The sequence below is a fragment of the Agathobaculum desmolans ATCC 43058 genome (assembly GCF_000701665.1).
GTDB classification, from domain to species: domain Bacteria; phylum Bacillota; class Clostridia; order Oscillospirales; family Butyricicoccaceae; genus Agathobaculum; species Agathobaculum desmolans.
On sequence record NZ_JNJN01000002.1, the window covers coordinates 58,134 to 80,604 of the forward strand.

Here is a 22,471-nt window from a genome sequence, read left to right on the forward strand (position 1 = left end):
TGTCTCCTCCGTTTCTTCCTTTATGCACGGAAATCTGTATGTGCTCCGTTCGTTGTTATGGTATGATCTTTCACATGCTCCGGATCAAGCCCAAGCCCGGCAATCATATTTTCCACCTGATGCAGGCTGCATTCCAGCGCCGAGCGGGCCACCTCGGCCGCGCTTTGCATAATCCGGTATTGTGCGGACAACCGTTCTGCCGCATCTTTTACCTTTTCACGCAGTTCTGCGGAATCTATCTGCTGCGGCAAACCGGACAGCGTTATTTTTTCCAATCCCATTTGCTGTTGCAGGCTGATCCGCTTCTGGTCAATATTGCGCAAACTAAGCGATAACGCCTGCTCTTTTTTCATGCACTCGCCCAGACGCATCAGGTCATCCTCATGAACAGAGGCTGCAACATCCTTCTGCACAGCGGTCAACTCGCCTAAAATCGCCGTCAGACGATCCAACAGCTCCGGCAGCTCTTCCATTCCTGTATTCATCATTTCTGTCATCCTCCAAACAGCATGATACGAGCTGCCAGCTCATCAATATCATATTGGTAAACGCCCTTCTGAACCTGCTCCTGCAGCTCCGGAAGCGTTTCGCATCGGTACGTCCGCACTTCCTGCGCGATGCGTCCCGCAAGTTTATGCGCAAAGCGCTGCTCTTCCGTATATTGCGACGAGGTCAGCTCCACCCGGTCGAATTGCGCAGTGCCCGCGCGCTGGCTTTCATTTTCTTCTGTCTGCGGCCGGTGTATTGCCAATGGGGACAAGCCTCCCGTTTTGGGAATCATCATTATGGTCAGCTCCTTTTCAGCACACGCAAGTCGATGGATTACTTGCTATATCAAATATCGGTCATTACCGCAAAAAAATAAGCGGCAGGCTGCAAAAAAACCTGTCGCTTATTTTACTTTTTGTGCACGTTCCTATGCATTGTTCAGATGACGAAGCAGGACAGCCGCAATATTTTCGCAGGCGGCTTGTTGTACCACCGCACCAATATCATGCGCTACCATAGGCATCCCGTAAACCACACTGGATTCCTTATCCTGCCCGATCGTATAAGCACCATGCCGCCTCATATCCAGCAGCCCATCCGCACCGTCCCGCCCCATACCGGTCAGGATAATACCTACCGTGCGGCAGCGGACGCTCTGTGCCACCGAGTGGAACAGCACGTCCACAGACGGGCAGTGTCCGCTCACTTTTTCTCCAAACTGGCAGGAAACCGTGTACCGGTTTCCTGTTCTGACGACACGCATCTGTTTATCACCTGGCGCAATCAATACGCGGCCGCGTTCAATCGCGTCACCGTTTTCCGCTTCCTTTACCTTCATCGCACATATTTTATCCAAGCGGTCGGCATACATTTTTGTGAAGCCCGGCGGCATATGCTGCACCACCACAATCCCCGGCGTATCAGCCGGCAGGCGTTTGATCACCTCAAGCGTTGCCTCAGTTCCACCGGTAGATGCTCCGATTGCAATAATCGTCTCTTTTACGCCCTGTGCCATAAGCGGCAACCGTCCCACAGCCGGTGCTGCAGCCATTTGGCTGCGGCGTATCCGCGCACAGGAGGCCACAACAATTTTATTGGCGAGCGCTTCTATAAAACGCTGGTTTGCCCCAACCGTTTCCGGCTTTCGAACAAAATCAACCGCACCAACTGCCATTGCATCAAATACGCGCAGGTTCAGGGAGGACACCAGAATGATCGGTACAGGATGTTGTGGCAACAGGCTTTTTACAAAGTCAATCCCATTCATTCCCGGCATTTCCACGTCCAGTGTCATCACATCCGGCCGGAGCAGCGGCAGCTTCGCCCGTGCCTCCGCAGCATTTCCTGCCTCCCCGACTATCTCCATGTTGCTGTATGCGGACAGGCCATCCCGGATAATGCGCCGGGCCAGAAGCGAGTCGTCAACAATCATTACTCGTATCTTTTTTTTAATGCTCTGCATTACAGCATTCCTCCTTTCACTGCTGTCACTCCTTGCGGAATGTCGCCGGGCGGAGCATTCGGTACGGGCTGTTTTTGCTGATATTCTCCGAATGACCAATTAAAAAATATCCTCCCGGATTGGTCGCGTGATAGAAACGCTGCACAAGCGCGTCCTTTGTTGCCTGATCGAAATAAATCATAACGTTCCGGCAGAAAATAACGTCAAACTTGATTCGGAAGCGAATGGGATCCATCAGATTGAACACGCGGAAGATAACATTGCGCCGTATCTCCGGCGTAACGGTGTATAGCTCGCTCCCGTCCGTCTTTTTTCGAAAATAGCGCCGCTGCCATTCCGGCGGGATGTCGGTCGGCATCTCATAAGAAGGATCCGCCGCCTCACTCAGAACACGCGGTGAAATATCCGTTGCCAACACGCGCGTATCCCACCGTCCTGCCTGCGGTCCCAAAAAATCCTTGATGCACATGGAGATGGTATACGGTTCCTCTCCCGTTGAACACCCTGCACTCCATATGGACAGCATCTTTTTCCGTTCATTCCTCTTAATAAGGTCAGGCAATATTACCTCGTTAAAAAACGTAAAGTGCTCCTTTTCGCGCATGAAGTAAGTATAATTGGTCGTAAGTTTGTTCAGGATAAATTCAACTTGCGCCGCATCCTTCCCTGACAGCAGTTCATCAACAAACTTGGTAAAATCCGTGTACCCTTTTGCCTGCAGGGCCGCGGACAGGCGGCTGTTAATCAGCAGCCGCTTCTGTGAAAGATTGATTCCATAGCGGTCACGCATAAACGTTACCAGCCGCTGAAAATCTGCATCTGACAGCTGCAGCATAATATCGACTACCTCTTAGCAATAATTTTTATATTATCCGCAGTCACGGATGTGCTCTGCCTATTCGGCCAGCAAAAGCTCGCAGTCCAGAACCAGCATAGTACCCGTCCCATCCGGCATGGTTGTCATACCCGAAACATATTTCTGTGCGTTATGTACCGGTACCGGCAGGATGGTATCCACCGGGATATCAATAATTTGGCAAACCGTATCGACCAGTATGCCGATCGGCATTTCATTCAGGTTCAGTACGATAATGCAGTCGTTGTCTCTGGGCTCGGCCGAAAGGCGGAGCCGCATATCCATCAGCGGAATTGTCTGCCCGCGCAGGTTAATGATGCCGCGTACATAGGTCGGCACCATGGGCACCTGTGTGATCACGTGGTTTGTAATGATCTCCACCACATTTTCTGCATCCACGCCGAACAACAGGTTATCCGTTCGAAACGTCAGGAATTTGCGCATCGCTATTTCTGCCGTGTTGTCCTCCGCGGACTCGGCTGCCGCCCGCTGCATTTCCTCGGTTGCAAACATCATATTTTCATCAGACATTGCATTCTCTCCTTTTATGCTTTCCATGTCAATATCCTGCGTTTCCGCTGATAAAGCCCATCAGGTTGGTCACATCCAAAATCAGACTGATATTACCGTCGCCCAAAATGGTGCAGCCGGCGATCCCCGCATCCTTTATCTTAAAATTGTTCAGGTACGACGGAAGCGGTTTGATGACAACCTGCTGTTTGCCCAGCAGCTCATCCACAAACAGGCAGCAGGAATTTTCACTGCTCTCCACCCATACAAGGATTCCGTCACTGATCGAGGTTGACTGCGGCTCTATCCCGTAAACATCATACAAGCGCACCACGGGATAGAATTCTCCCATTTTATTGATGATCTCGCCCTGCATCGCATCATGGATAATGTCCTTTTCCGTAACTTTGAAGGACTGCCGTATGTTTTGGATCGGGATTGTGAAAATGGATTCGCCAACCCGCACCTCCATGCCGTCCATAATCGCGGTAGTGAGCGGGATTTTGAGGGTAGTGCAGCTCCCCTTCCCCTTTTCGCTGGACATCGTTACTACACCGCCGACCGTTTCCACATTCTTTTTCACAACATCCATACCAACGCCGCGGCCGGAGAATTCCGTTACCTCCTGATTGGTCGAAAAGCCCGGCATCATCAGGAAGTTCATGATCTCGCGCTGGCTGTATTCCACATCCGGGCTGGCCAGCCCCTGCTGAAGCGCTTTACGCAGCACAGCATCGCAATCCACGCCCATCCCGTCATCTTCAATTTTAATGATAACTTCGCTTCCCGTATTCTGTGCAGACAGGGTAATTTCCCCCACAGGATCCTTACCCGCGTCAATTCGCATCTGCTCATCCGGCTCGATGCCGTGATCCATGGAATTGCGCACAATATGCATAATCGGGTCGCTGATCGCGTCTACAATCGTCTTATCAATCTCGGTATCCTCTCCGATGATATTCAGCTGCGCCTTGCGGCCCAGCTTCTGCCCCATGTCCCGAACAATCCGGCGCATTTTCTGGAAAGTTCCCGATACCGGAACCATGCGCAGCGACATCGAAATATCCTGCAGCTCATCTGTCAGTTTGCGCAGCTGGCGGGCGGATTTATAAAAATTATCCAGCTTGGCATCCTCGATTCCGCGCAGATCCGGCGACGCGGTCACCATCGTTTCCGTAATGACGATTTCTCCCACTACGGCCATCAGCTGATCCAGCTTGGACAGATTGACACTGATCAGGCTTTGTCTGATCTGGTGTCCGCCGCCCTTGCCGGATGCCGTTTCGCCCCCCGCCGCAGGCATTGCCTTTTGCGGCTCGGCCGGTTCGGCAGCTTCCGCCACCGGTTCCTGTTTTTCATCCTTCTGCGTTTCGGGCGCAGGAGCTGCATCGATTTCCTGATAGGTTTTCACAAAGCCCAGATTAGAGATCAGCGGAAGAGCCGCCTTACGTTCATTCTCCGCTGCGAAATACATTGTAAAGCCGTTTTCCGCAATCTCCGGCGAACGAGCCGTATTGCTTTCCAGATCCTCCGGTTCGTAAAGAAACTGCGCGCCGCTGTCACGAACATCGCTTACGATCATGAATGCACGCAGGTTTTCCATCCCGCAGCCCTCATCCAGAAACACCCGCAGCGCAAACGGATAGCCGGCCGGCGCGTTTTCTACCAAAGCGGCGCAGCCTTCCTGTACCGCTGCTTGATCTGCCGCAGGTGCTTCCCCGCTGCTCCCGGCAGCCTGTCCGTCGTTTTTAATTTTGTCGATAAACATGTTAATTGTTTCAACAAAGCGGTCGATATTTGTAGAGAGGGGGTCTCCCTTTTCAATTTTGCCAACTTCATTCCGAAAATAATCGATCGACTGGAACAGCAGGTCGAACAACTTCGGTCGATCCTGCTCCGGAACAGTATCCATCGTATTTTCTCGAATCAGGTAGAATAAATCCTCAATACGGTGCGCAATGGTCATCAAAGGCTCATACTCCATCATTGCCGCCGAGCCTTTCAATGTATGCATAATGCGGAAGATCTCGTTTACATCATCCTGTGATAGCGTATCTGCCTGCTCTGCGGCAAGCATAATATTATCGAGCTGCTCGAGCAACGTATTCGTTTCATACAAATACATTTCCAGAACGCTGTCGCCACTGTTCGCCATAAATCCCATGCCATCCTTTCCAAAATTACAATAACAGTAGTTATAATTTATAAATCGACCGGATATAGCTCCCAATTAATAGATTGGATAAATTTTTCTACGGATGAACGGAGTGTAGCCCTATGCCAAACATCACCAGTGTGACAAACCCTGTCCCCGGGCAGGAGAACAATACCGGTTATCGTTCTCCTATCACACCGAACGATACACAGATTAAAAACATACCCGATCCGTCGCGCATCAGCCGTGCCGACCAGCGCACCGACCGGCAGGATACAGCCAGCTCCGGGCTGCCGCGGCGCTTTGATTCTTATTTTCAGGCATTTTTGCAGGATCTTAGCGCTTTCGGCTCAGTTTCCGACAGCATCTACCAGCTTCTGGCCGGCAGCCTAGGCGCATCCGGAGCCGAAACGTCCGAGATCAGCGCCGCGCTGGCACGTCTTATGCAGGCTCTGCAGCTCAGTCCGGAGCAGCTTCTCGCCCTGCTGAAAGGCCAACTTTCCTCCGGGCAGCGCTTCCGCGGACCGCTTTTCGATGTCTTGCGCAAAGCGCTTCAGACCAATCCCTCCGCTGCCATGAAGGAGGACGTTGCCCAGTTTCTGCGAAAGTTCAGCGACTTCGCCTCCACCGGGCATATTGAGCGCAGCTTGACACGCACCATCCAACAAATGTCATGGTTCATGCCGAAACGCTTCAGCGGTGCGCTGGACGGACAGCTTGCGCAGCTGGACGCACTGCTGTCCCAGGGCGACCGCGCCGGGGCGCTCTCCCTGCTTCAGGGCACCATTCTCCCTTATATGTCTGACTATGTCTCCCAAATGCATGACCGCGGCATCGCCCGTAATCTTTTGAGTATGCTGCTTCCCACCATCGCACAATATGAAAACGGTTCCCCGCAAAATGTGCTGCAATCGTTCTACCAGCTTTTCAGCTACACACCGGTCAAAAAAGCGTTTGGCGAAATGAGTCAAGAGGATATTCTGCAAATGCTGCGCGCGCATACCGCTCCGCCGGATGAAGCGACCACCACACTTTTGGATCAGCTGGCCGCGCTCTCTTCCCGCGCCATGCGGGGAGAAGGCAGCACAGCGCAGCAGCAGGCCATGCAGGAACTGATGCGTTCCGTTCTTGTCAATCAAAGTGTTTTTATGCCGCTTGCCCATGCCATTATCCCCGCCGCTATGGATGGACGTGCGATGTTCTCCGAGTTGTGGGTGGACGCAGATGCTGAAAAGCCGGCGGGTGCGTCCGGCGCCGGGCCTGCCCCTATACGGCTGCTGCTCAAGTTTGACATACAGGAGCTCGGCGGCTTCGACCTTCTGATTACTTATCAGGATGATTCGGTTGGTGCAGAACTCTTCTGTCCACCCAATCTGACACCTTTTACCGATATTTTTGAGACTAAACTGGCGAAAATGGCAGCAAGTGCCGGTCTGAATCCGGAGGCCATCCGTGCCTCCCCCTCTGCACGGCGCGTTACACTGACTCAGGCGTTCCCTAAGATACTCGAAAGGATGAACAGCGTTAATGTCACAATATGATCAAAGCCGCAAGGCTGTTGCCCTACAGTATGAAGACGGGGCGCCGGCTCCGATCGTGGTTGCTTCCGGCATGGGCTACCTTGCAGAACGCATGGTAGAAATCGCCTCGGAAAACGGCGTGCCTGTTTATGAGGACGCTTCCCTTGCCACTATGCTTTCCCAGCTTGCCCTCGGTCAGCCCATCCCCGAATCACTTTACCAGTTTATTGTTGATATTTATGTTTACTTCCTGCATTTTGATCCGGAGGCGCCGGAAAAGCCCCGCGTCCCCGCTGCAAACACCGGGCCTTCTAAAGGAGGAGACGTATAATGTATCATCCACAGCCAGAAAAACGCTTTATCATCCTCGGCGATGATCATCAAACACTGGCCAGCGCCATCCTGATGGAACAGAAAGGTCAGCAAAAGGTTTTCGAACTAACCTCCACGCCGACCTGTGACTTGTCCGCACTGCCTGCCATCAACATCCTCAGCCTCAATTCAGAAAACTTTGCGGCATGGCGCGGCCGAGTCACCGGAATACAAGATACCAATCTTTATTTTACGGCCGAGGAGCATATCGGCCCGCATCTGCGCCGGCATCTGCGTATCCCTATCATGCTCCGCACCTACCTGTATCCACTTTCGGGGGATTCGATCCGTCTGCCTGTCATCACACACGATGTAAGCTGCGGCGGAATATCTCTGTACACCAGCCGGCCACTCACCACCGGCTTCTGCTTTGAGATCGCAATTCCGTTTTCCTCCCCGCCCCTGCTGCTGAACGCACAGGTGATCCGTGTTATTTCCGAGGAGCAGCAATTATATGCCTGCGCCTTTTCCGACCTTCTTCCCCAAGAAGAAGCCCTGCTGCAGGAGGGTATCTTTGAATACGACCTGCACCACAAAACCAATACCACCCACTAGACCTTTCTATTAAACGCAGAGGTGATTACACAAATGAGCCATTTTATATCACATATGACCCGCATCGCCAAACGAGTATGTGCGCTGTCCTTATGCGCAGCCCTTCTGCTCGGCATGCTGCCGTTAACCACACCGCCCGCCCAGGCCGGTTGGGAGGACGTTTACCTAAATAAGCTCGTATCCTGGGATATTATGCGCGGTGACCAGCACGGCAATCTGGATCCCGGCCGTGCCATTACACGCGCTGAATTTGCCACCATGCTTAACCGCACGTTCGGCTATCATAAAACCGGCACGCATCCGTTCCGCGACGTTCGGCCAGCCGACTGGTTTTATGACGACATCAGCATGGCCTATACCGCCGGTTATTTTCAAGGCACTTCTAATTCTACAGCCTCGCCGCATGCCACGCTGACCCGCGAGGAAGCCGCGACCATGCTCTGCCGCAACCTGATGCTGCAGCCCCAGTCCGGCGAGGATCTGTCGTTTACCGACAGCCGCAAAGCCAGCAGTTGGAGCCGCGGCTATATTAAGGCCGCGGCTAAAAAGGGCGTTCTGAACGGTTATGTGGACGGAACTTTCCGTCCGCGCAACCGCATTACGCGCGGCGAAGTTGCCTCCATGCTGGTTAACGTTATCGGCACGCCGATCCAGTCCGCCGGTACGTATTCCAACAGCGTTTCCGGCAACTTGATGGTTTCCGCCTCCGGCGTAACGCTGGAAAACATGACGGTCACCGGCGATCTTTATATCACCCCCGGCGTAGGTCTTGGCTATGTCACGCTCAACAACGTCACAGTTTACGGGCAAATCATTGCCAGCGGTGCCGGTGAAAGCAACAAGGGTGACGCGAGCATCATCCTGAAAAACTGCACCGCCCCCGAGATGATCGTTGACAGCCCGACCAACCAGTATGTCACCATCCGAACGGTTGGCAACACCGATATCGACAGGGTCTACATTCGGACCAATACTTATCTGGAGGGAAAATCGACCGGCCGCCACGGCTTTGCTTATGTCGAGGTGGACGGCGAGGAAGGCACGCAGCTTGATCTGGCCGGAAATATGCACGAGGTCGTGACCATGTCGCCCAAGTCGACCATCAATGTCGGCAGCGGCACAGTGGAAAAGCTGACCGTAGATGAAAACGCAGTCGGTTCCAAGGTCACAATCGCACAGGGCGCTGTTGTAGAGCAGATGAACTTAGATACCGGCACCACCGTGACCGGCAAGGGCGACATCGGCACCCTGCACGTCAATGCACCGGGCTGTACGGTAGAAATGCTGCCCGATACCATCATTATCCGCCCCGGCATCACCGCCAATATCAACGGCACCATCATGGACAGCACGATGGCGGATCAAATGTCAGACAAGCCGCGCATCCTGAGCGGCTATCCCCGTCTGTCGGATGTTGCCCCCAACCAGACCGAGGCCTCCTTTATGACGAACAAGCCCGGCAAGCTGTACTGGGCTGTCCGCCTGAGCGGAGACGGCGCGTTCGACGCCAACGATCTGATTAAGCCGCCCTCCTACGGAGGAAAAATTGTAAAAAGCGGCAATCTGTCCGTCAAGGACGCCAACGATGTTCTTTCGCAGAAAATTACCGGCCTGCAGCCCGGCGCCTCCTATGTCCTTTCTGCTGTGCTGGTGGACGCGCGCGACGACCGCAGCACGGTCAAGAGCGTGTATTTTACCACGCCGGACAACAGCAAGCCCAATTTTGCCTCCGGCTATCCCAAGACCAGCACGATTGAGGACACCTATATTGCCTTTGACGTGGCGGCAACAAAAACCTGCACCCTTTACTGGGCGATCTATAAAAAGGGAATGCCCGCCCCCACTGCGAATGATTTTAAGGATGGTTCGCTCAGCGGCGCCATCTCCTCCGGGAAAGGCAAGCTGATCCGCAGCGAGGAAGACAACATCCTGATGGGCAACAAGGATAAGCACGCCAAGGACGCGCTTGCCGAGGTAACCGAGTATGACGCATACTTCTTCCTGACCGATACCATTAACGATTCGGCGGTTAAAAAGGTATCGGTAAAAACCGCCGACCGCACCCCCCCTATTTTCCGCACCAACTATCCCCGCATCAGCAAAATCGACGCCAAGGCGCTGACCGGCGAATCCATGATTAACGAAGCAGGCAAGGTATACTGGGCAATCGTTAAGCACGGCACCGAGAATTATCCGCAGTCCAACCCCGAGCTGGACGAGGAAGCGCAGGAAATCGACAAAAAGCTGCAGATCAAGGGCGGTATGTATGCGCTTAAAAGCGGCTCGTTCAGCGCGAAGCAGGACGCGGTTTCCTCCTTCAACATGAGCGGGCTTGACGCGGAAACCGCCTACGATATCTACTTTGTCGCGGAAGATACCGCGGGCAATCTGTCCGAAATCAAATCCATCCTGAATGCAAAAACGCTGGACAACAGCAGGCCGGAGCTGGTCGAACTGCGCTTCTCTCAGGCCAATGACGAGGGTAGGCCGCTGGCCAACACCGATGTTACCCTTGTGTTCAGCGAGGACATTTATAACAGTCAGGCAAAAATGTCTCTGGTCGAAATGTATGCTTCGGGCAAAAACGAATTTACGCTTGCCGGCGATAAGAATCAGACTAAGGTGCAGTGGATCGATATTATCAAAGGGATGTTTGAATTCCACAATCTGGATAATCCCACCGACCAGCGCAAGCAGGATCTTAATCTCGGCGCTGACGGCCGTGAAAATATCACCGTCAAGCTCAATGAGGAAGGCCAGACCGAGGTTACCTTTGCCAACGCCGCGCTGAAGCTGCAGAGCGGCGCGACCTACCAGTTTGTGCTAAACAACATCACGGATTCCTCCAACAACGTAATGCCGGCCAATACCAAATCCAAGGAGTTCCGTGTTTTGGATGCACAGGTGGACTTTAACAAATTGCAATACACCGCCGCGGATATTGATAAGCTCAACCCCGCGGGAGTTGAAGCCTCGTTCTCCATGATCCCCTATGCCAATTCCACGGAAAATGTTCCCGATGGGACAAAATATGATCTGCTGATTGCCTCGGATACCACAATTTCGTTCAAGCTGTATCGTCGCGACCTGTCTGCCGAAAATCCTGCTTGGGAGGTAGTCACAGATAAAAAGGGTCCCGTAGAATTTACCATCAACAAAACACCCGCAGAGAAGTGGACAGCAGCCAGCCTGAACCGTGCCAAGGGGCTTGAGCCTACTGACTATCCGCAGCTCAATCAATTGGTCAAGGGATATGAATACGCGGTCGAATTTACGTCCATCAATCTGGACAGGGATCGTAACAAGTGGGATGCGACCGTTAACCTGTATATGTACTGCGTTGCAGGCAGTCCCAACGATCTGCAAAACCTGACTTCCGGTGGAATCGTCGAACAGTCCTTCTGGGACAGCTATGTGATCCAACAGAAGAAGCTGGCCTCGATCGGCAACCCATCCGATTTCACGATCGATGTGCGCCGCGTTAACCAGAATGCCCCCCAGTTCATGCAGGGTTATCCCCGTGTGACCCCCGGCGATTCCCTGACACGCGTCGATTACATGCTCGATCGCGAGGCGGACGTATATTACGTTGTTGCCCCTGTCAACCGGCTGAAGCCCGAAACGAATACCCCAAATCTTATCATTGACATCGGCAAGTTCCAAAACGATACCGAGGCAGAGCAGGCATTGAAGGAACCCGGGAAGCGTGAAGAGCAGGGCATCACCGCCCCCACGACCCAGAACATTATGAATCCATCCAATTACACCCCAGCCAACGGATATCAAACCGGCAAGGTTCATTATGGCGGCACGGGTCGGGGCAGTTTTACCGTTGAAGATCTCCAGCCCAATCAGGAGTACTATATCTATTTTGTTCTGAAGGGTTCGTACAAGGATCCCTCTCCGGTTTGGTGCTACACCTTTAACACCAGCGATGTGGTTCCCCCCGTGCTGATTGCCAACTCCACCGGTGATGGGCAGGCAACCTTTTCCGTCAAGCCCGCCAAGGGTCAAACCAGTGTCGAAGCGGAAGTGCATTGGCTGCTCTATCCGCAGGCAACGCAGACTGGCTATCCCCCGCTGTTTACCACCCAGATCGACAGCAACGGCCAAACACACACTGCTCTGGAAATGATGGAGAGCGATGCGTTCGACGAGTGGTCCTCTGATACGCCAACTGGCGGCTATAACAACTCTACCGCTTTCAAGGAGGCCTTGTGGGAGATCATGCAGGGCGGCAGCAACGCTTCCCCTGCCCCTGACCAGAATGGCGCAGAGCGGAATTTCAGCGATAAGGACACCCCCAAAACCGTGATTGATAAAAATCTGCTGAAGCCTGAACCGACTAAATACTTGTTCATTGTTGCTGCTAAAAATGAGTTGGGCGGTCTGCCCGTGTTCCGTGTAGTGAAAAACATACAGAAGGTGAACCGCAGCGGTCCACTGGTAAAATCAATGAACACAACCTCCACCTACAGCACCAAAAAGAATTGGTATAACGGAACGGTTACCATCAACTTCGATACCGAGCTTTATGTGTACGGTGGCGGTAGTCCCGATATGCCCCAACCGGAGGCCTACATTCCCACACCAGATAGAGGAACGACCGACCTTTTCCCTGCGAATTCTGTAGAATATGTGCGTGTGTCCAACCTGAACCCCACCCGGTCAATAGGTGTTCAGTTCAATAATTTTGTTGTCGGTAATTCTTTCACGATCACGCCGACAAACGGAAAAGGGAATGGCGGCTACTTCTCCAATAAGTCCGGCTACATGCGAACCGACGGTTCCATCACCTTTACCCTGCAATATAAAAGGGATTCTGACGGGAACCCCATTGAAGAAGACGGCGCCAACAAGGTAGAATTCGTTCTTTCTGACGGAACCACCTCGGAAACCAATCCGTAACACACAGCAAAAAGGAAGCCCTCGGGCTTCCTTTTTGTGACTGTCGAAAAACTAGGTTTTTCCGACAATCTATGTTTGGACTGCGCCAAACATGAACGAGAAAAAAGTTCCTGTGCAGAAACTTTTTCTCTCTCAAAGTATAAAAGCTGAGGTACACGCCCCCAGCTTTTATGCATTTGCACTGCAAATGCTGTTTGATGCGCGCTGCCGCGCGTATTGCTGGCAGCCATCGGCAAAATGCTTTCAACAGAAAAAAAGGAAGCCCTCAGGCTTCCTTTTTTTCCATATGTTTTCCATTATATCGTACGCACTTCTGCCGATATACTATATATATTTTCCGCATATAAGGAGGGGTAGCTATGCAGGCTCCTTGGGAATACTTCGAGCATTTCAGCGACCTTGTCTATGTCAGTGATATTGATACGCACGAACTGGTTTATCTCAACCGCCACGCACGGGAGCTGTATGGATTTTCTTCAGACGCGGACTATCAGGGACGCCCCTGCTACGAGGTTATACAGTATACACATGAGCCATGCACATTCTGTACGCACAGCGCACTTTTGAAACACGGTACCGCCGAATGGGTATACCGCAATCCCGTTACCGCACATACGTTCCGCATCAAGGACAGCCTGATCGAATGCAGCGGCCACCGGTTTCATGTTACACTGGCCATTGATATGGACAGGAGTGAGCTGGAAACCTATCGCTTCAACGCGTTCGTGCATTACGAAGCGTTCATCAACGAATGCCTGATTTTTGCCTTTGCTGCCTCGAATGATCCGGATGAATCCCTTAACCTGATGCTGCAATATATCGGACAGCAGCAAGCCGGCCTGCAGCTTTCCATTTACGAGCGCGTGCCGGACGAGCATCGGTTCCAAAGCACTTACCATTGGCCTTCCTCCCCTGCGCAACCCCAGATACTCCCCTTTGATTTGGAGCAGTACCTTTCGCAGCAATATCCCGGCCGCGACAGCACCGAACCTTTGATTCTTTCCAGTGGGCGGGAGCTGCACAGCCACCTTCCCGCTTTTTGCAATCAGGCCTTCACCGGGGATGACCAGTCCCTTCTCCTTGTGCCGCTGCTGCTGGAGGGTCAAATCAGCGGTTATCTGCGTCTGGATAACGCACCGCCGCAGCAGCTCTGCTTTCTTGCCGATATCTGCAAGGTGCTGTCCCCTTTCATTATCATAACCATGCAGCGGCGCGATCTGCTGCATTATTTCAAAAATTCCATCATGTACGACCAGATGACCGGCGCCCTGAATCGCCGTGCACTAAATGACCACATCCGCCATGGATGTCCGCCGCATTCCATCGGCCTCGTCTACTGTGACCTGATCGGTTTGAAAAACATCAACGATTTGTTCGGACATAACAGCGGCGACGAGCTGATTGTGCGTATTTTTCATATTCTGCAAAAAGCGTTCCCCTCTCATCCGGTCTATCGCATGGGCGGTGACGAATTTCTGGTTTTATGCGATAATACACCGCAGCCGGACTTTGAACAGAGTGTTGCTCAGTTGCGGACGCTTCTGGCCAAAGGAAACTGCGAGCTGTCGATCGGCAGCCTGTGGACAGCGGATACCAGTCAGGATATCCATACCCTGATACAGGAGGCCGACGCCCTGATGTATCAGGACAAACGGGAATATTACAGCCGCATCGACCTTGCAACCGGCCAGCCGCGCCATTCCCCGCCGCGCGGCAGCACTATGCCGCCTGCCAGCGCAGCATCCCGGGAAACCGCGTTCCAGAACTTCCTGCATAACTATTTTTTTGATCCTGAGGTATTTTTCCAGTCCGTCGCCATGGCAGACAACATATTCTACCTTTATTGTGGTGATATGCAGAAAAATGTCTACTTTATTTCCGATAACTTAAAGGACGAATTCAATTTTACAGACAATCTTGTATATAACTTTGTCGACCTGTTGGAGCAGCGGATATACAAGCCGGATCAGGCGCTCCATATCGCCGAGCTGCAGGATATGATTGAAAAGAAGCGCCAGATCCATACGATCCGCTACCGTATTTACAACAAGTCGGGACAGCTGCTGTGGATCCATTGCCGCGGCATTATGAAATGGAACGATGATATGACCCGCCCGCTCTTCTTTTCCGGAAGCATGGTCTGCCTGAAAAACGAGGACGCCGTTGATTCGACCACCGGGCTTCTCAATTTGTCCTCGGCAGAGGAGGAGTTGTCTGCCATTTGCAGCACTTCCCGCTCCCCCCTGCTCCTGCTCAGCTTTGTGTTCCAACCGCTTGCCGACATCAACCTTGCTTTCGGCCGCGAAACGGGAGATGCGGTTCTGCGGGAGATCGGCAGCCAACTGGAAATACAAATGGGTACGTTCTTCCGTTTTTTTCGCCTGAGCGACAACCACTTCCTTGCTTTCTCCCATAAAGATATGGTGCCTGCACTTCCTATCCGGCAGATACGCAATATCATGCTGGATGTCTGTGCCAAGCACGGCATCCATATGATGTACCCCTGTGCAGCAGGCGTGCTGCATTACCCCAAGGACGGATCCACCGCGCAGGAATTGATCGACAATGCGATTGTAGCAGCAAACGTTTCGGCCAATTTCCCTTCGCTGGACTATCTGGAATTTTCCTCTCATATGACACAAAATCAACGGGAACAGAGCAGTCTTGGCTTTGCTCTCAATTACAGTGTCAACCATGCCTTTAAGGGCTTCCATATTGTTATCCAACCGCAGGTCGAGGCTGCTACACAGCAGATATTTGGCGGCGAGATCCTGCTGCGCTGGAGTATGCAGGGGCAAAATGTTTCGCTTTCCCAGTGCATCACCGTGCTTGAACAGCAGGGTGTAATTGTTCCCGTCGGCAAATGGGTCATCACCCAAACGGCACGTGCAGCACAGCATATCCTCTCCCTCCGGCCGGACTTTCGCTTTTGCATCAACATCAGCTATCTTCAACTATTGGATGACGGATTATTCCCTCATATCCGGCAGACGCTTCAACAGTTCAATATTCCGGCTCGAAACTTGCTGATAGCACTGACAGAAACCCATCATGACAGCGCACCGGAGCGCTTGGAGACCTTTATCCGGCAGTGCAAGGAAATAGGCATTTCCTTTGTTCTGGATAACTTTGGCGCAGCCTATTCCAACCTGTCCTTGCTTTTGCAGCATCCGGCCGATCTGATTAAATTAGATCAAACGCTAATCCGTGGGATCTCCTCCTCCCAGCAGAAGCTGGACTTTATGGCAAGCTTTATCTATTCCTGCCACCGGTTTGGCAAACAGGTCTGTGTAGAAGGCGTGGAAACCGAGGAAGAATTCAATCTGATCCGACAGGCTGGCTGTGATTTCATGCAAGGTTTCTATTTCTACCGGCCGATGGATTTGGATGCCCTTATTCATCTGCTTGAAACACCGGAGGGCACAGCCAACCACTAACCTCTATTCGCCGACAGTAAAAAGGGGTCGCAGCTATGCTGCGACCCCTTTTTACTGTCGAAAACTTCGTTTTTTGACAATCTGTGTTTGGATTTCGCCAAACACAGACGAAAACAGTCAGGCACATGTCCTGACTTTTTATGCATTTGCGCTGCAAATGCTGTTTTATACGCGCCGCTGCGCGTATTGCTGACACCCACTTTTTCGATAAGCTACAGGTCTATCCCTGCGCCCTAATGATGAGGGTTCTCATTCACAAGCACGCATGCGCGCATCATCTGGACGGACAGCAGATTGTCATACCGCGCTGCATACAGGCTCATCATCGCATTACGCTTTTTGCTGTCCAGCACAACATATTTGGATGGCAGGTTTGTCAATGCCAGCGCTTTCATATCCGCCACACAACGAGCACAGCGGCATTGCAGCATATTCTCCACATAGTATGCCGCTTCCTCCTCCACCAGCTCCTGCAGAACGTTAATATATTGAACATCCTTTTCTCCATGCGGCGTCACGAGGGCGTGTTCCTCCTCTGCACCTTGCGATGGAAAGCATATCGTTTTCTGCTCCGCCGGTTCCGTTGACAACATATTGTCAACCGCATTTTCATCCGGAGACGTCTCTTCCGCCACCGCTTGTGCCGGTGTTGTATCTGTCTCTGCTTCCAGCGCCTGTAACAATCCGGCACGGATCTCGTCCGACAAGGCCTTTTCCCGGTCCTTGGTGGTCTGCACGATAGGAACGACCGGCGGCGGCGCAGACTGTGCCATACGCTCCGGCGCAGCCGATGCCTGCTGTTCCGGCATAACCGATGGTTGCTGCTCCGACGCAGTCTGTTCCTCTGTTTTCTTCTGTGCGGCCGGCTTGCGGGAGGGCGCAGATGCCTTTGCAGGCTTGCGCTTAACCGTTTTTTTCTCTTCCTGTGGTACAGGCTCCGGCTGCCGCACCTCCTCTGTGATTTGCTCCGGCGTTTCACCCCCCTGATGCGTGATCAGGTTCAGCACGCGAGCTGTTTTACTGCTGCGCTTTTCCGCCATGTTTTTTCCCCTTTCCCACGTTACTGCTCCGCCGCGTCTTCCTGTAATATTTCTTCCACAAGCGCAACAAAATCCATTGCCGGCTTCGAGCGCGGCGCATAGGTCACAACACTTTTCCCGTGTGCGGGCGATTCCGCTACAAGCACGCCCTGCCTTATTTTGGTTTCAAACACCTTGGTATCCAGCTGCTCTGCGATCTGCCGGGACAGATCCAAAACGTCCTTATTCAGGTTGAGCCGTGCATTGAATTTGTTAAGCAGAATACCGATAACCTTCAAACGAGGATTATAATATTGCCGCACCGTTTCAATCGTTTCCTTGATCTGGGTCACACCAAGCAGACTAAGGATCTCGGGCGCCATCGGAATAACCAGCTTGTCCGCCGACACATAAGCATTCACTGTCAGCAGGTTCAGCGCGGGCGGCGTATCGATGATGATATAGTCGTAATCTTCCGCCAACGCGGACAACTCGGTCTTAAGCAGATACTCCCGCCCGGGTTTGTTGCACTCCAACTCCACGCCGGACAAAAGAATATTGGATGCAAGCATATCCCCATACTCCGTGGTGCACAGCGCCTGCTCCACCGGTATTTGTTTTTTGAACACCTCATACAGGGTATGTACATTATCAATATCTATACCGAGGCTGAAGCCAAGATTGCCCTGCGGGTCCAAATCGACGCCAAGGACTCTCTTCCCCTTTTCCGCCAGTGTAGCAATCAGCGCTGCGGCAGTCGTGGTTTTTCCCACGCCGCCCTTCTGATTGGTAACTGCAATTATCTCCGCCAATGAAATCACTCCTTTGTCTTCAAAAAAAAGCTTTTCGCTCTTAATTTTAGTATACTATACGTCGACATAAAAATATAGGGATTTTTATTTTTTTCTGCATGATCCTGTTCACTGTATTATACCCCCGCATTATGGGGAAAGGAGTGTTTTTTATGGCAGTAAACAGTGTAAGCGGCGGCAGCAGTGTCTCCAGCCTTTACGGCAACCGCAACGTGCTGAGTGGCCTTGCCAGCGGCATGGATACTGAAGCCATGATCGAAAACATGGTCATGGGCACAAAAAACAAAATTACAGCGCAGCAGCAAAAGCAGCAAAAGCTGCTGTGGCGGCAGGAGGCTTATCGCAGCATCAGCGACAAACTGGTGCAGCTTTCCACCAAGTATACCTCGTATACCTCCTCCACCAATTTGATGAGCGCAAATTTCTTCAAGCCCAGCATTGTCACCACAGCCGGCAAATATAAGGATTTGATTTCGGCCTCCGGCAGCACAACAAGCGATATCAAAATCACAGGGGTCAGCCAGCTGGCTCAAACCGAAACCATCAGCTTTACCGGTTTGAACGGTCTTAACAACGCCCAGAGCATCAGCGGCTCCAAAGATGTGAACCTAACAGGGACCGTGGATGTCAGCCAACTGGCCGGCAAGCAGCTTTCCTTCAAATACGGCAACAAGTCCTTTTCCATCACTTTTGACAGCGATCGTGAATATAATAGCGCGCAGGATGTTGCCGACGAAATCAACAAGCAGCTCGGTAATGCCTCTATTTCGCTCAGCGATGGCACCAGCATTAAAATGGACAGCAAGGTCAAGGCTTCGGTTGTTGATGGAAAAATTTCATTCCAGTTTACCGACTCCGGTGAAACCAACACCCTCGAACTGCTGGGCAGCTCTTCTCAGGAAGTTCTGGATGCGCTGCATCTGTCCGGCGGCAGCAAGCTGACAGCAACCGATAAAATTGAATCCTCTAAGGTAGTGGAAAAGACGGATTTGACTACCCGCAAATCTGCCGGTGAAGTTTTGGCCGGCACCTTCATGAAATTCACCTATAACGGCACTACGGCAACCATCAAAATACCGGAAAAGGACTCAAAGGAATATAATGCAATTTTTAGTCCGACTAATGGCAAAACCGTTGATGCGAATCTGGTAGATTACTTGCAAACGCAGTTGAATCAGGCATTTGGTCACAACCGTGTAAAGGTGGATGATCTCAATAGCGCTGACAATAAACTCAGGCTCCAATTTTCTGTTACAAGCACCAGTAATACGGATACGCTCTCCATCGACTCCGGTTCTCTGCATGTTGTTGGTAAAAGCGGCATTTTCGGCATTGAGCGCGGCGCATCCAACCGTGTCAACACAAGCAAAACCCTAGGGGAATTGTGCGGCGACACATTGGCAAATATGAAGCCTGTCAAAGATGAGAATGGAAAAATTAAACAGGACGCGCAGGGTAATAACTTATATGCCTTTGAGATCAATGGTGTAAAAATTGGCGAATATACCGCCGATACGACAATCGACACCATTATGCAGGATATCAATAAAAACAGTGCTGCCGGCGTCAAGGTGACCTATTCAAAAACGGCAAACCAGTTTGTATTTTCTGCTACACATGGCGGTACCGGCGGCCGCGTAGCCATTAGCAAGAAAATGGCTGACGGTACTACAGACAATCTAGCTGCCCGTTTGTTTGGTGCCGTTGAATATGGAACAGATACAAACAAGCAAACTACCGCTACGTTATATAAATTTGATAAAAACAGTGGTACGTTCGTAGAGAGCACCGAAATTAAGCGCACCGCCGGGCAGGATGCCACCATGACTGCCATGATCAACGGGGTCGAACAAACACTGACCAGCGGCACCAATACCTTTAACATTGACGGCTTTACCGTTACCGCCAGCGGCACGTTTACAAAAACGGACACTGACGCCGTTACATTCACCTCCAAGGTGGACAGCGATAAGATCGTCGACGCGATCAAGAGCTTTGTTGAAGATTACAACAAGGTGCTGGATGAGATCAATGAGCAATATTCCACCCAGCCCGATTACCGCAAAAAATATGAACCGCTTACCGATGAGCAAAAAGCGGATATGACCGAAAAGCAAATCGAAGAATACGAGAAAAAGGCCAAGCAGGGTCTGCTGTTTAACGATGGTGACCTCGGCTCCCTCTCCAACGGTCTGCGCTTCCTCTTCTCGAATTCCGACCTCGCCAAGCTGGGCATCAATGTGTCCACCAACTATGCAGAAAAGGGAAAAATCAGCTTGGATGAAACCAAGCTGCGGGCAGCGTTGGATACCGATCCGGACGCTGTGGCCAGTGCATTTGCTGATCCCTTGGGGCAAAAGCAAATTACCAACGCAGACGGCAGTACCTCTTGGGTGGAGGATACGTCCTCCGGTGGTGTTATTGCCCGCCTGAAGGTTCAGCTTGACAAATATGCCGGTACCACCGGCGCGACCAAGGGCATCCTGATTGAAAAGGCAGGCTCGCAGTATTCTCCCCTTTCCCTGCTGCACAATTCCATCCAGAACCAGCTTGAGGATATCACCGATGTGATTGATAAGCTCACCGATAAATTGACCGATCAGATCGATACCTACACCGCCAAATTCAGCAGACTGGAGGTTCTGATCAGCCAAATGAATGCCCAGAGCTCCTATCTTGCCGGCTTAGGCGGGAGCGGCTATTGACCGGAAGGATGACACAAGCCTATGGATATGCATGGCTACGAACAGTATAAAGCACAGTCCGTTAATACAATGACGCCCGGCGAGCTGCTGATGTTGTTGTATGATGAACTGATCAAGCGCCTTACGCGCGCCGAGCTTGCCATAGGCAAGCAGGATTATGCGCTTTTCGAGGCGTCCATCACACGCTGTATCGAAATCCTCGAATATCTGGACGATACGCTTGACCCGCAGTATCCCATCAGCCATGACCTGCACCGCCTGTATGATTTTTTCACATATGAACTGACCCGTGTAAAAATTGGGCGCAACACCAAGGTTCTGGCGGAGGTAAAGCCGCGGCTGACCGACCTGCGCGATACGTTCCGCGCCGCTCAGAAAGAAGGCGGTGTATGAACGCACAGATACAGCAGCTTTTGACGCAGCTTCGCCGCCGGTATACTGCCTTAAGTGAAACGCTTGAGCTTACCGTGCAGCTTGGCGAAGCGCTGGACCGCGGGGATCGCACTTCTTTCGGACTTCTGCTCACCATGCGGCAAGAAACGATTCTGCGGCTTCAGGACTCAGATCAGGCTATGCACACCTTGTGTGCGAGCCTATCCAACGATATACAGCAAAAATGGCAGGCCCTCCTTGATGGGGGCCTGCCTAACGATGAAGATGAGCAGCTGCTTGCGCGACAGATAGCGCAAAACCGCCAGCTGCTGGACCGGCTTCTGCCGCTCAACCAGCGGATCGAGCAGGGACTTTCCACACGCGGCTAATCCTGCACCGCCCTTGATAGGAACCACAGCGGTGCTCCCGCGCTGCGGCTGTCGCTCAGCTCATCTATGATAGTCTGGGCATCCCACGCAGCTAAACTGCGTGCGCGGCTATTGGGGTCAGCTACAAGGATCTTCCCTTCTACCGTTATACCGCGCAGCAGGATAAAATGCCCGCCGCTTGTGAAATGTCCGGCTTTCATCAGCGCCACCGCAATGCGGCCGCCGGAGAGCTGAAGGCGAAGCTCGTCTGCGCTCAGCGCCCCTGCCGGATTGCATTCCAATCCAAAAGCAGCCGCCGCTCCCTGCACGATTGAGTGATAGGAACCGCTCTTCGGCGCCCAATAGCCATGTGCAGCACACCATGCAGACATTTTTTCCGGATCAGTTTTCGTTCCGGTCATGCTTTGCACAGCCATTGCCATAACCGTTGGGCCGCATCCATAGCTGCCAATCGGATCGTTTCCATAGCTTTTATCTTTCCACGCCGCATCACTTTGTGCATAGTACGCAATCGAAATAAAGCCGCCGGTCAAAAGCTCCTGCCCTTCCCGTCTTGTCAACTCGGTAACGGATGGGTCTGTGATCGGCTCTCCGCCGTCTGCCAGCATAGGATCGCTGGCTTTCTGCGGATCTACCGGTTCCTGCTCTGCAAGGGTGATTTGCGCGAATTTGTCAGCCAGCCAAAACCGGCCGACAGCGATCACCTCACTGCCGCGTTGCCACAGTTGTTCCGCTTTTTGTATCACCGGCTTTGTGAGCTTGTCAAAAACCGGCCGATCCAGCCAATAGGCTACTGCAAGCTCCGCGCCGCCAATGCAGCATACCATGAGGAGGAGCACGGTAACCGTATTTCTGATCTTGTGCTTTTTAAATTTTTTCATGCCGCCCGCCTCCTTATCGTCATCCTGTT

General features: G+C 52.2%; 17 protein-coding genes. 8 read left to right on the forward strand and 9 right to left on the reverse strand.

Annotated elements, in window-relative coordinates; genetic code table 11:
• Nucleotides 1-20: 20 nt before the first annotated feature.
• The 6 genes from flgN to T363_RS0101010 all read right to left on the reverse strand — a co-directional run bounded on the left by flgN (nucleotide 21) and on the right by T363_RS0101010 (nucleotide 5,472).
• Nucleotides 21-488 (reverse strand): flagellar export chaperone FlgN, encoded by a 468-nt coding sequence (gene flgN / locus T363_RS0100985; protein WP_031472361.1) that lies wholly within the window; start codon nucleotides 486-488, stop codon nucleotides 21-23.
• A gap of 5 nt (nucleotides 489-493) precedes the next feature.
• Nucleotides 494-784 (reverse strand): flagellar biosynthesis anti-sigma factor FlgM, encoded by a 291-nt coding sequence (locus T363_RS0100990; RefSeq protein WP_031472363.1) that lies wholly within the window; start codon nucleotides 782-784, stop codon nucleotides 494-496.
• A 132-nt stretch (nucleotides 785-916) separates the two neighbouring features.
• On the reverse strand, nucleotides 917-1,951 hold the full coding sequence (locus tag T363_RS0100995) for a protein-glutamate methylesterase/protein-glutamine glutaminase (RefSeq protein ID WP_031472365.1): 1,035 nt from the start codon (nucleotides 1,949-1,951) through the stop codon (nucleotides 917-919).
• Nucleotides 1,952-1,976: 25 nt separating this feature from the next.
• The gene (locus tag T363_RS0101000) at nucleotides 1,977-2,786 is read right to left on the reverse strand and encodes a CheR family methyltransferase (protein ID WP_031472367.1); all 810 of its coding nucleotides are present in this window, start codon (nucleotides 2,784-2,786) and stop codon (nucleotides 1,977-1,979) included.
• Nucleotides 2,787-2,846: 60 nt separating this feature from the next.
• A complete protein-coding gene (locus T363_RS0101005) occupies nucleotides 2,847-3,338 on the reverse strand; it encodes a chemotaxis protein CheW (protein WP_078096854.1) in 492 nt (163 codons plus the stop codon).
• 28 nt (nucleotides 3,339-3,366) lie between these two features.
• On the reverse strand, nucleotides 3,367-5,472 hold the full coding sequence (locus tag T363_RS0101010; protein WP_031472371.1) for a chemotaxis protein CheA: 2,106 nt from the start codon (nucleotides 5,470-5,472) through the stop codon (nucleotides 3,367-3,369).
• Between the two features lie 122 nt (nucleotides 5,473-5,594).
• Between T363_RS0101010 and T363_RS0101015 the strand changes: the two genes are divergently transcribed.
• From T363_RS0101015 to T363_RS0101035, 5 genes are all read left to right on the forward strand, one after another.
• Nucleotides 5,595-7,013, forward strand: coding sequence for a hypothetical protein (locus T363_RS0101015; RefSeq protein ID WP_031472373.1), 1,419 nt, complete (start codon nucleotides 5,595-5,597; stop codon nucleotides 7,011-7,013).
• Complete coding sequence (locus T363_RS0101020; RefSeq protein ID WP_051643003.1) at nucleotides 7,000-7,323, forward strand: EscU/YscU/HrcU family type III secretion system export apparatus switch protein; 324 nt, start codon at nucleotides 7,000-7,002, stop codon at nucleotides 7,321-7,323. Before T363_RS0101015 ends, T363_RS0101020 begins: the two co-directional genes overlap by 14 nt.
• Nucleotides 7,323-7,919: a PilZ domain-containing protein gene (locus T363_RS0101025; RefSeq protein WP_031472377.1), complete on the forward strand. Its 597-nt coding sequence runs from the start codon at nucleotides 7,323-7,325 to the stop codon at nucleotides 7,917-7,919. Before T363_RS0101020 ends, T363_RS0101025 begins: the two co-directional genes overlap by 1 nt.
• A gap of 33 nt (nucleotides 7,920-7,952) precedes the next feature.
• Nucleotides 7,953-12,827, forward strand: coding sequence for an S-layer homology domain-containing protein (locus T363_RS0101030; protein ID WP_051643004.1), 4,875 nt, complete (start codon nucleotides 7,953-7,955; stop codon nucleotides 12,825-12,827).
• Nucleotides 12,828-13,186: 359 nt separating this feature from the next.
• Nucleotides 13,187-16,264, forward strand: a complete 3,078-nt coding sequence (locus tag T363_RS0101035) for an EAL domain-containing protein (protein WP_031472381.1) — start codon at nucleotides 13,187-13,189, stop codon at nucleotides 16,262-16,264.
• Nucleotides 16,265-16,497: 233 nt separating this feature from the next.
• On the opposite strand, the gene T363_RS14285 is transcribed toward T363_RS0101035, so the two are convergent.
• Nucleotides 16,498-17,304 (reverse strand): late competence development ComFB family protein, encoded by an 807-nt coding sequence (locus T363_RS14285; RefSeq protein ID WP_034971387.1) that lies wholly within the window; start codon nucleotides 17,302-17,304, stop codon nucleotides 16,498-16,500.
• Between the two features lie 20 nt (nucleotides 17,305-17,324).
• Nucleotides 17,325-18,095, reverse strand: a complete 771-nt coding sequence (locus T363_RS0101045; protein WP_031472383.1) for a ParA family protein — start codon at nucleotides 18,093-18,095, stop codon at nucleotides 17,325-17,327.
• A gap of 152 nt (nucleotides 18,096-18,247) precedes the next feature.
• Between T363_RS0101045 and fliD the strand changes: the two genes are divergently transcribed.
• From fliD to T363_RS0101060, 3 genes are read left to right on the forward strand one after another with little or no spacing between them, the layout of a single operon-like run.
• Nucleotides 18,248-20,800, forward strand: a complete 2,553-nt coding sequence (fliD, locus tag T363_RS0101050; protein WP_031472385.1) for a flagellar filament capping protein FliD — start codon at nucleotides 18,248-18,250, stop codon at nucleotides 20,798-20,800.
• Between the two features lie 21 nt (nucleotides 20,801-20,821).
• The gene (gene fliS, locus T363_RS0101055; protein ID WP_031472387.1) at nucleotides 20,822-21,193 is read left to right on the forward strand and encodes a flagellar export chaperone FliS; all 372 of its coding nucleotides are present in this window, start codon (nucleotides 20,822-20,824) and stop codon (nucleotides 21,191-21,193) included.
• Nucleotides 21,190-21,561 carry a hypothetical protein gene (locus T363_RS0101060; protein WP_031472389.1) on the forward strand — a complete coding sequence of 124 codons (372 nt, stop codon included), beginning with the start codon at nucleotides 21,190-21,192 and terminating at the stop codon, nucleotides 21,559-21,561. Before fliS ends, T363_RS0101060 begins: the two co-directional genes overlap by 4 nt.
• Here T363_RS0101060 and T363_RS14290 read toward each other — a convergent pair.
• A complete protein-coding gene (locus T363_RS14290; protein ID WP_051643005.1) occupies nucleotides 21,558-22,442 on the reverse strand; it encodes a C39 family peptidase in 885 nt (294 codons plus the stop codon). The two genes, T363_RS0101060 and T363_RS14290, sit on opposite strands and share 4 nt — an antisense overlap.
• Nucleotides 22,443-22,471 lie beyond the last annotated feature (29 nt).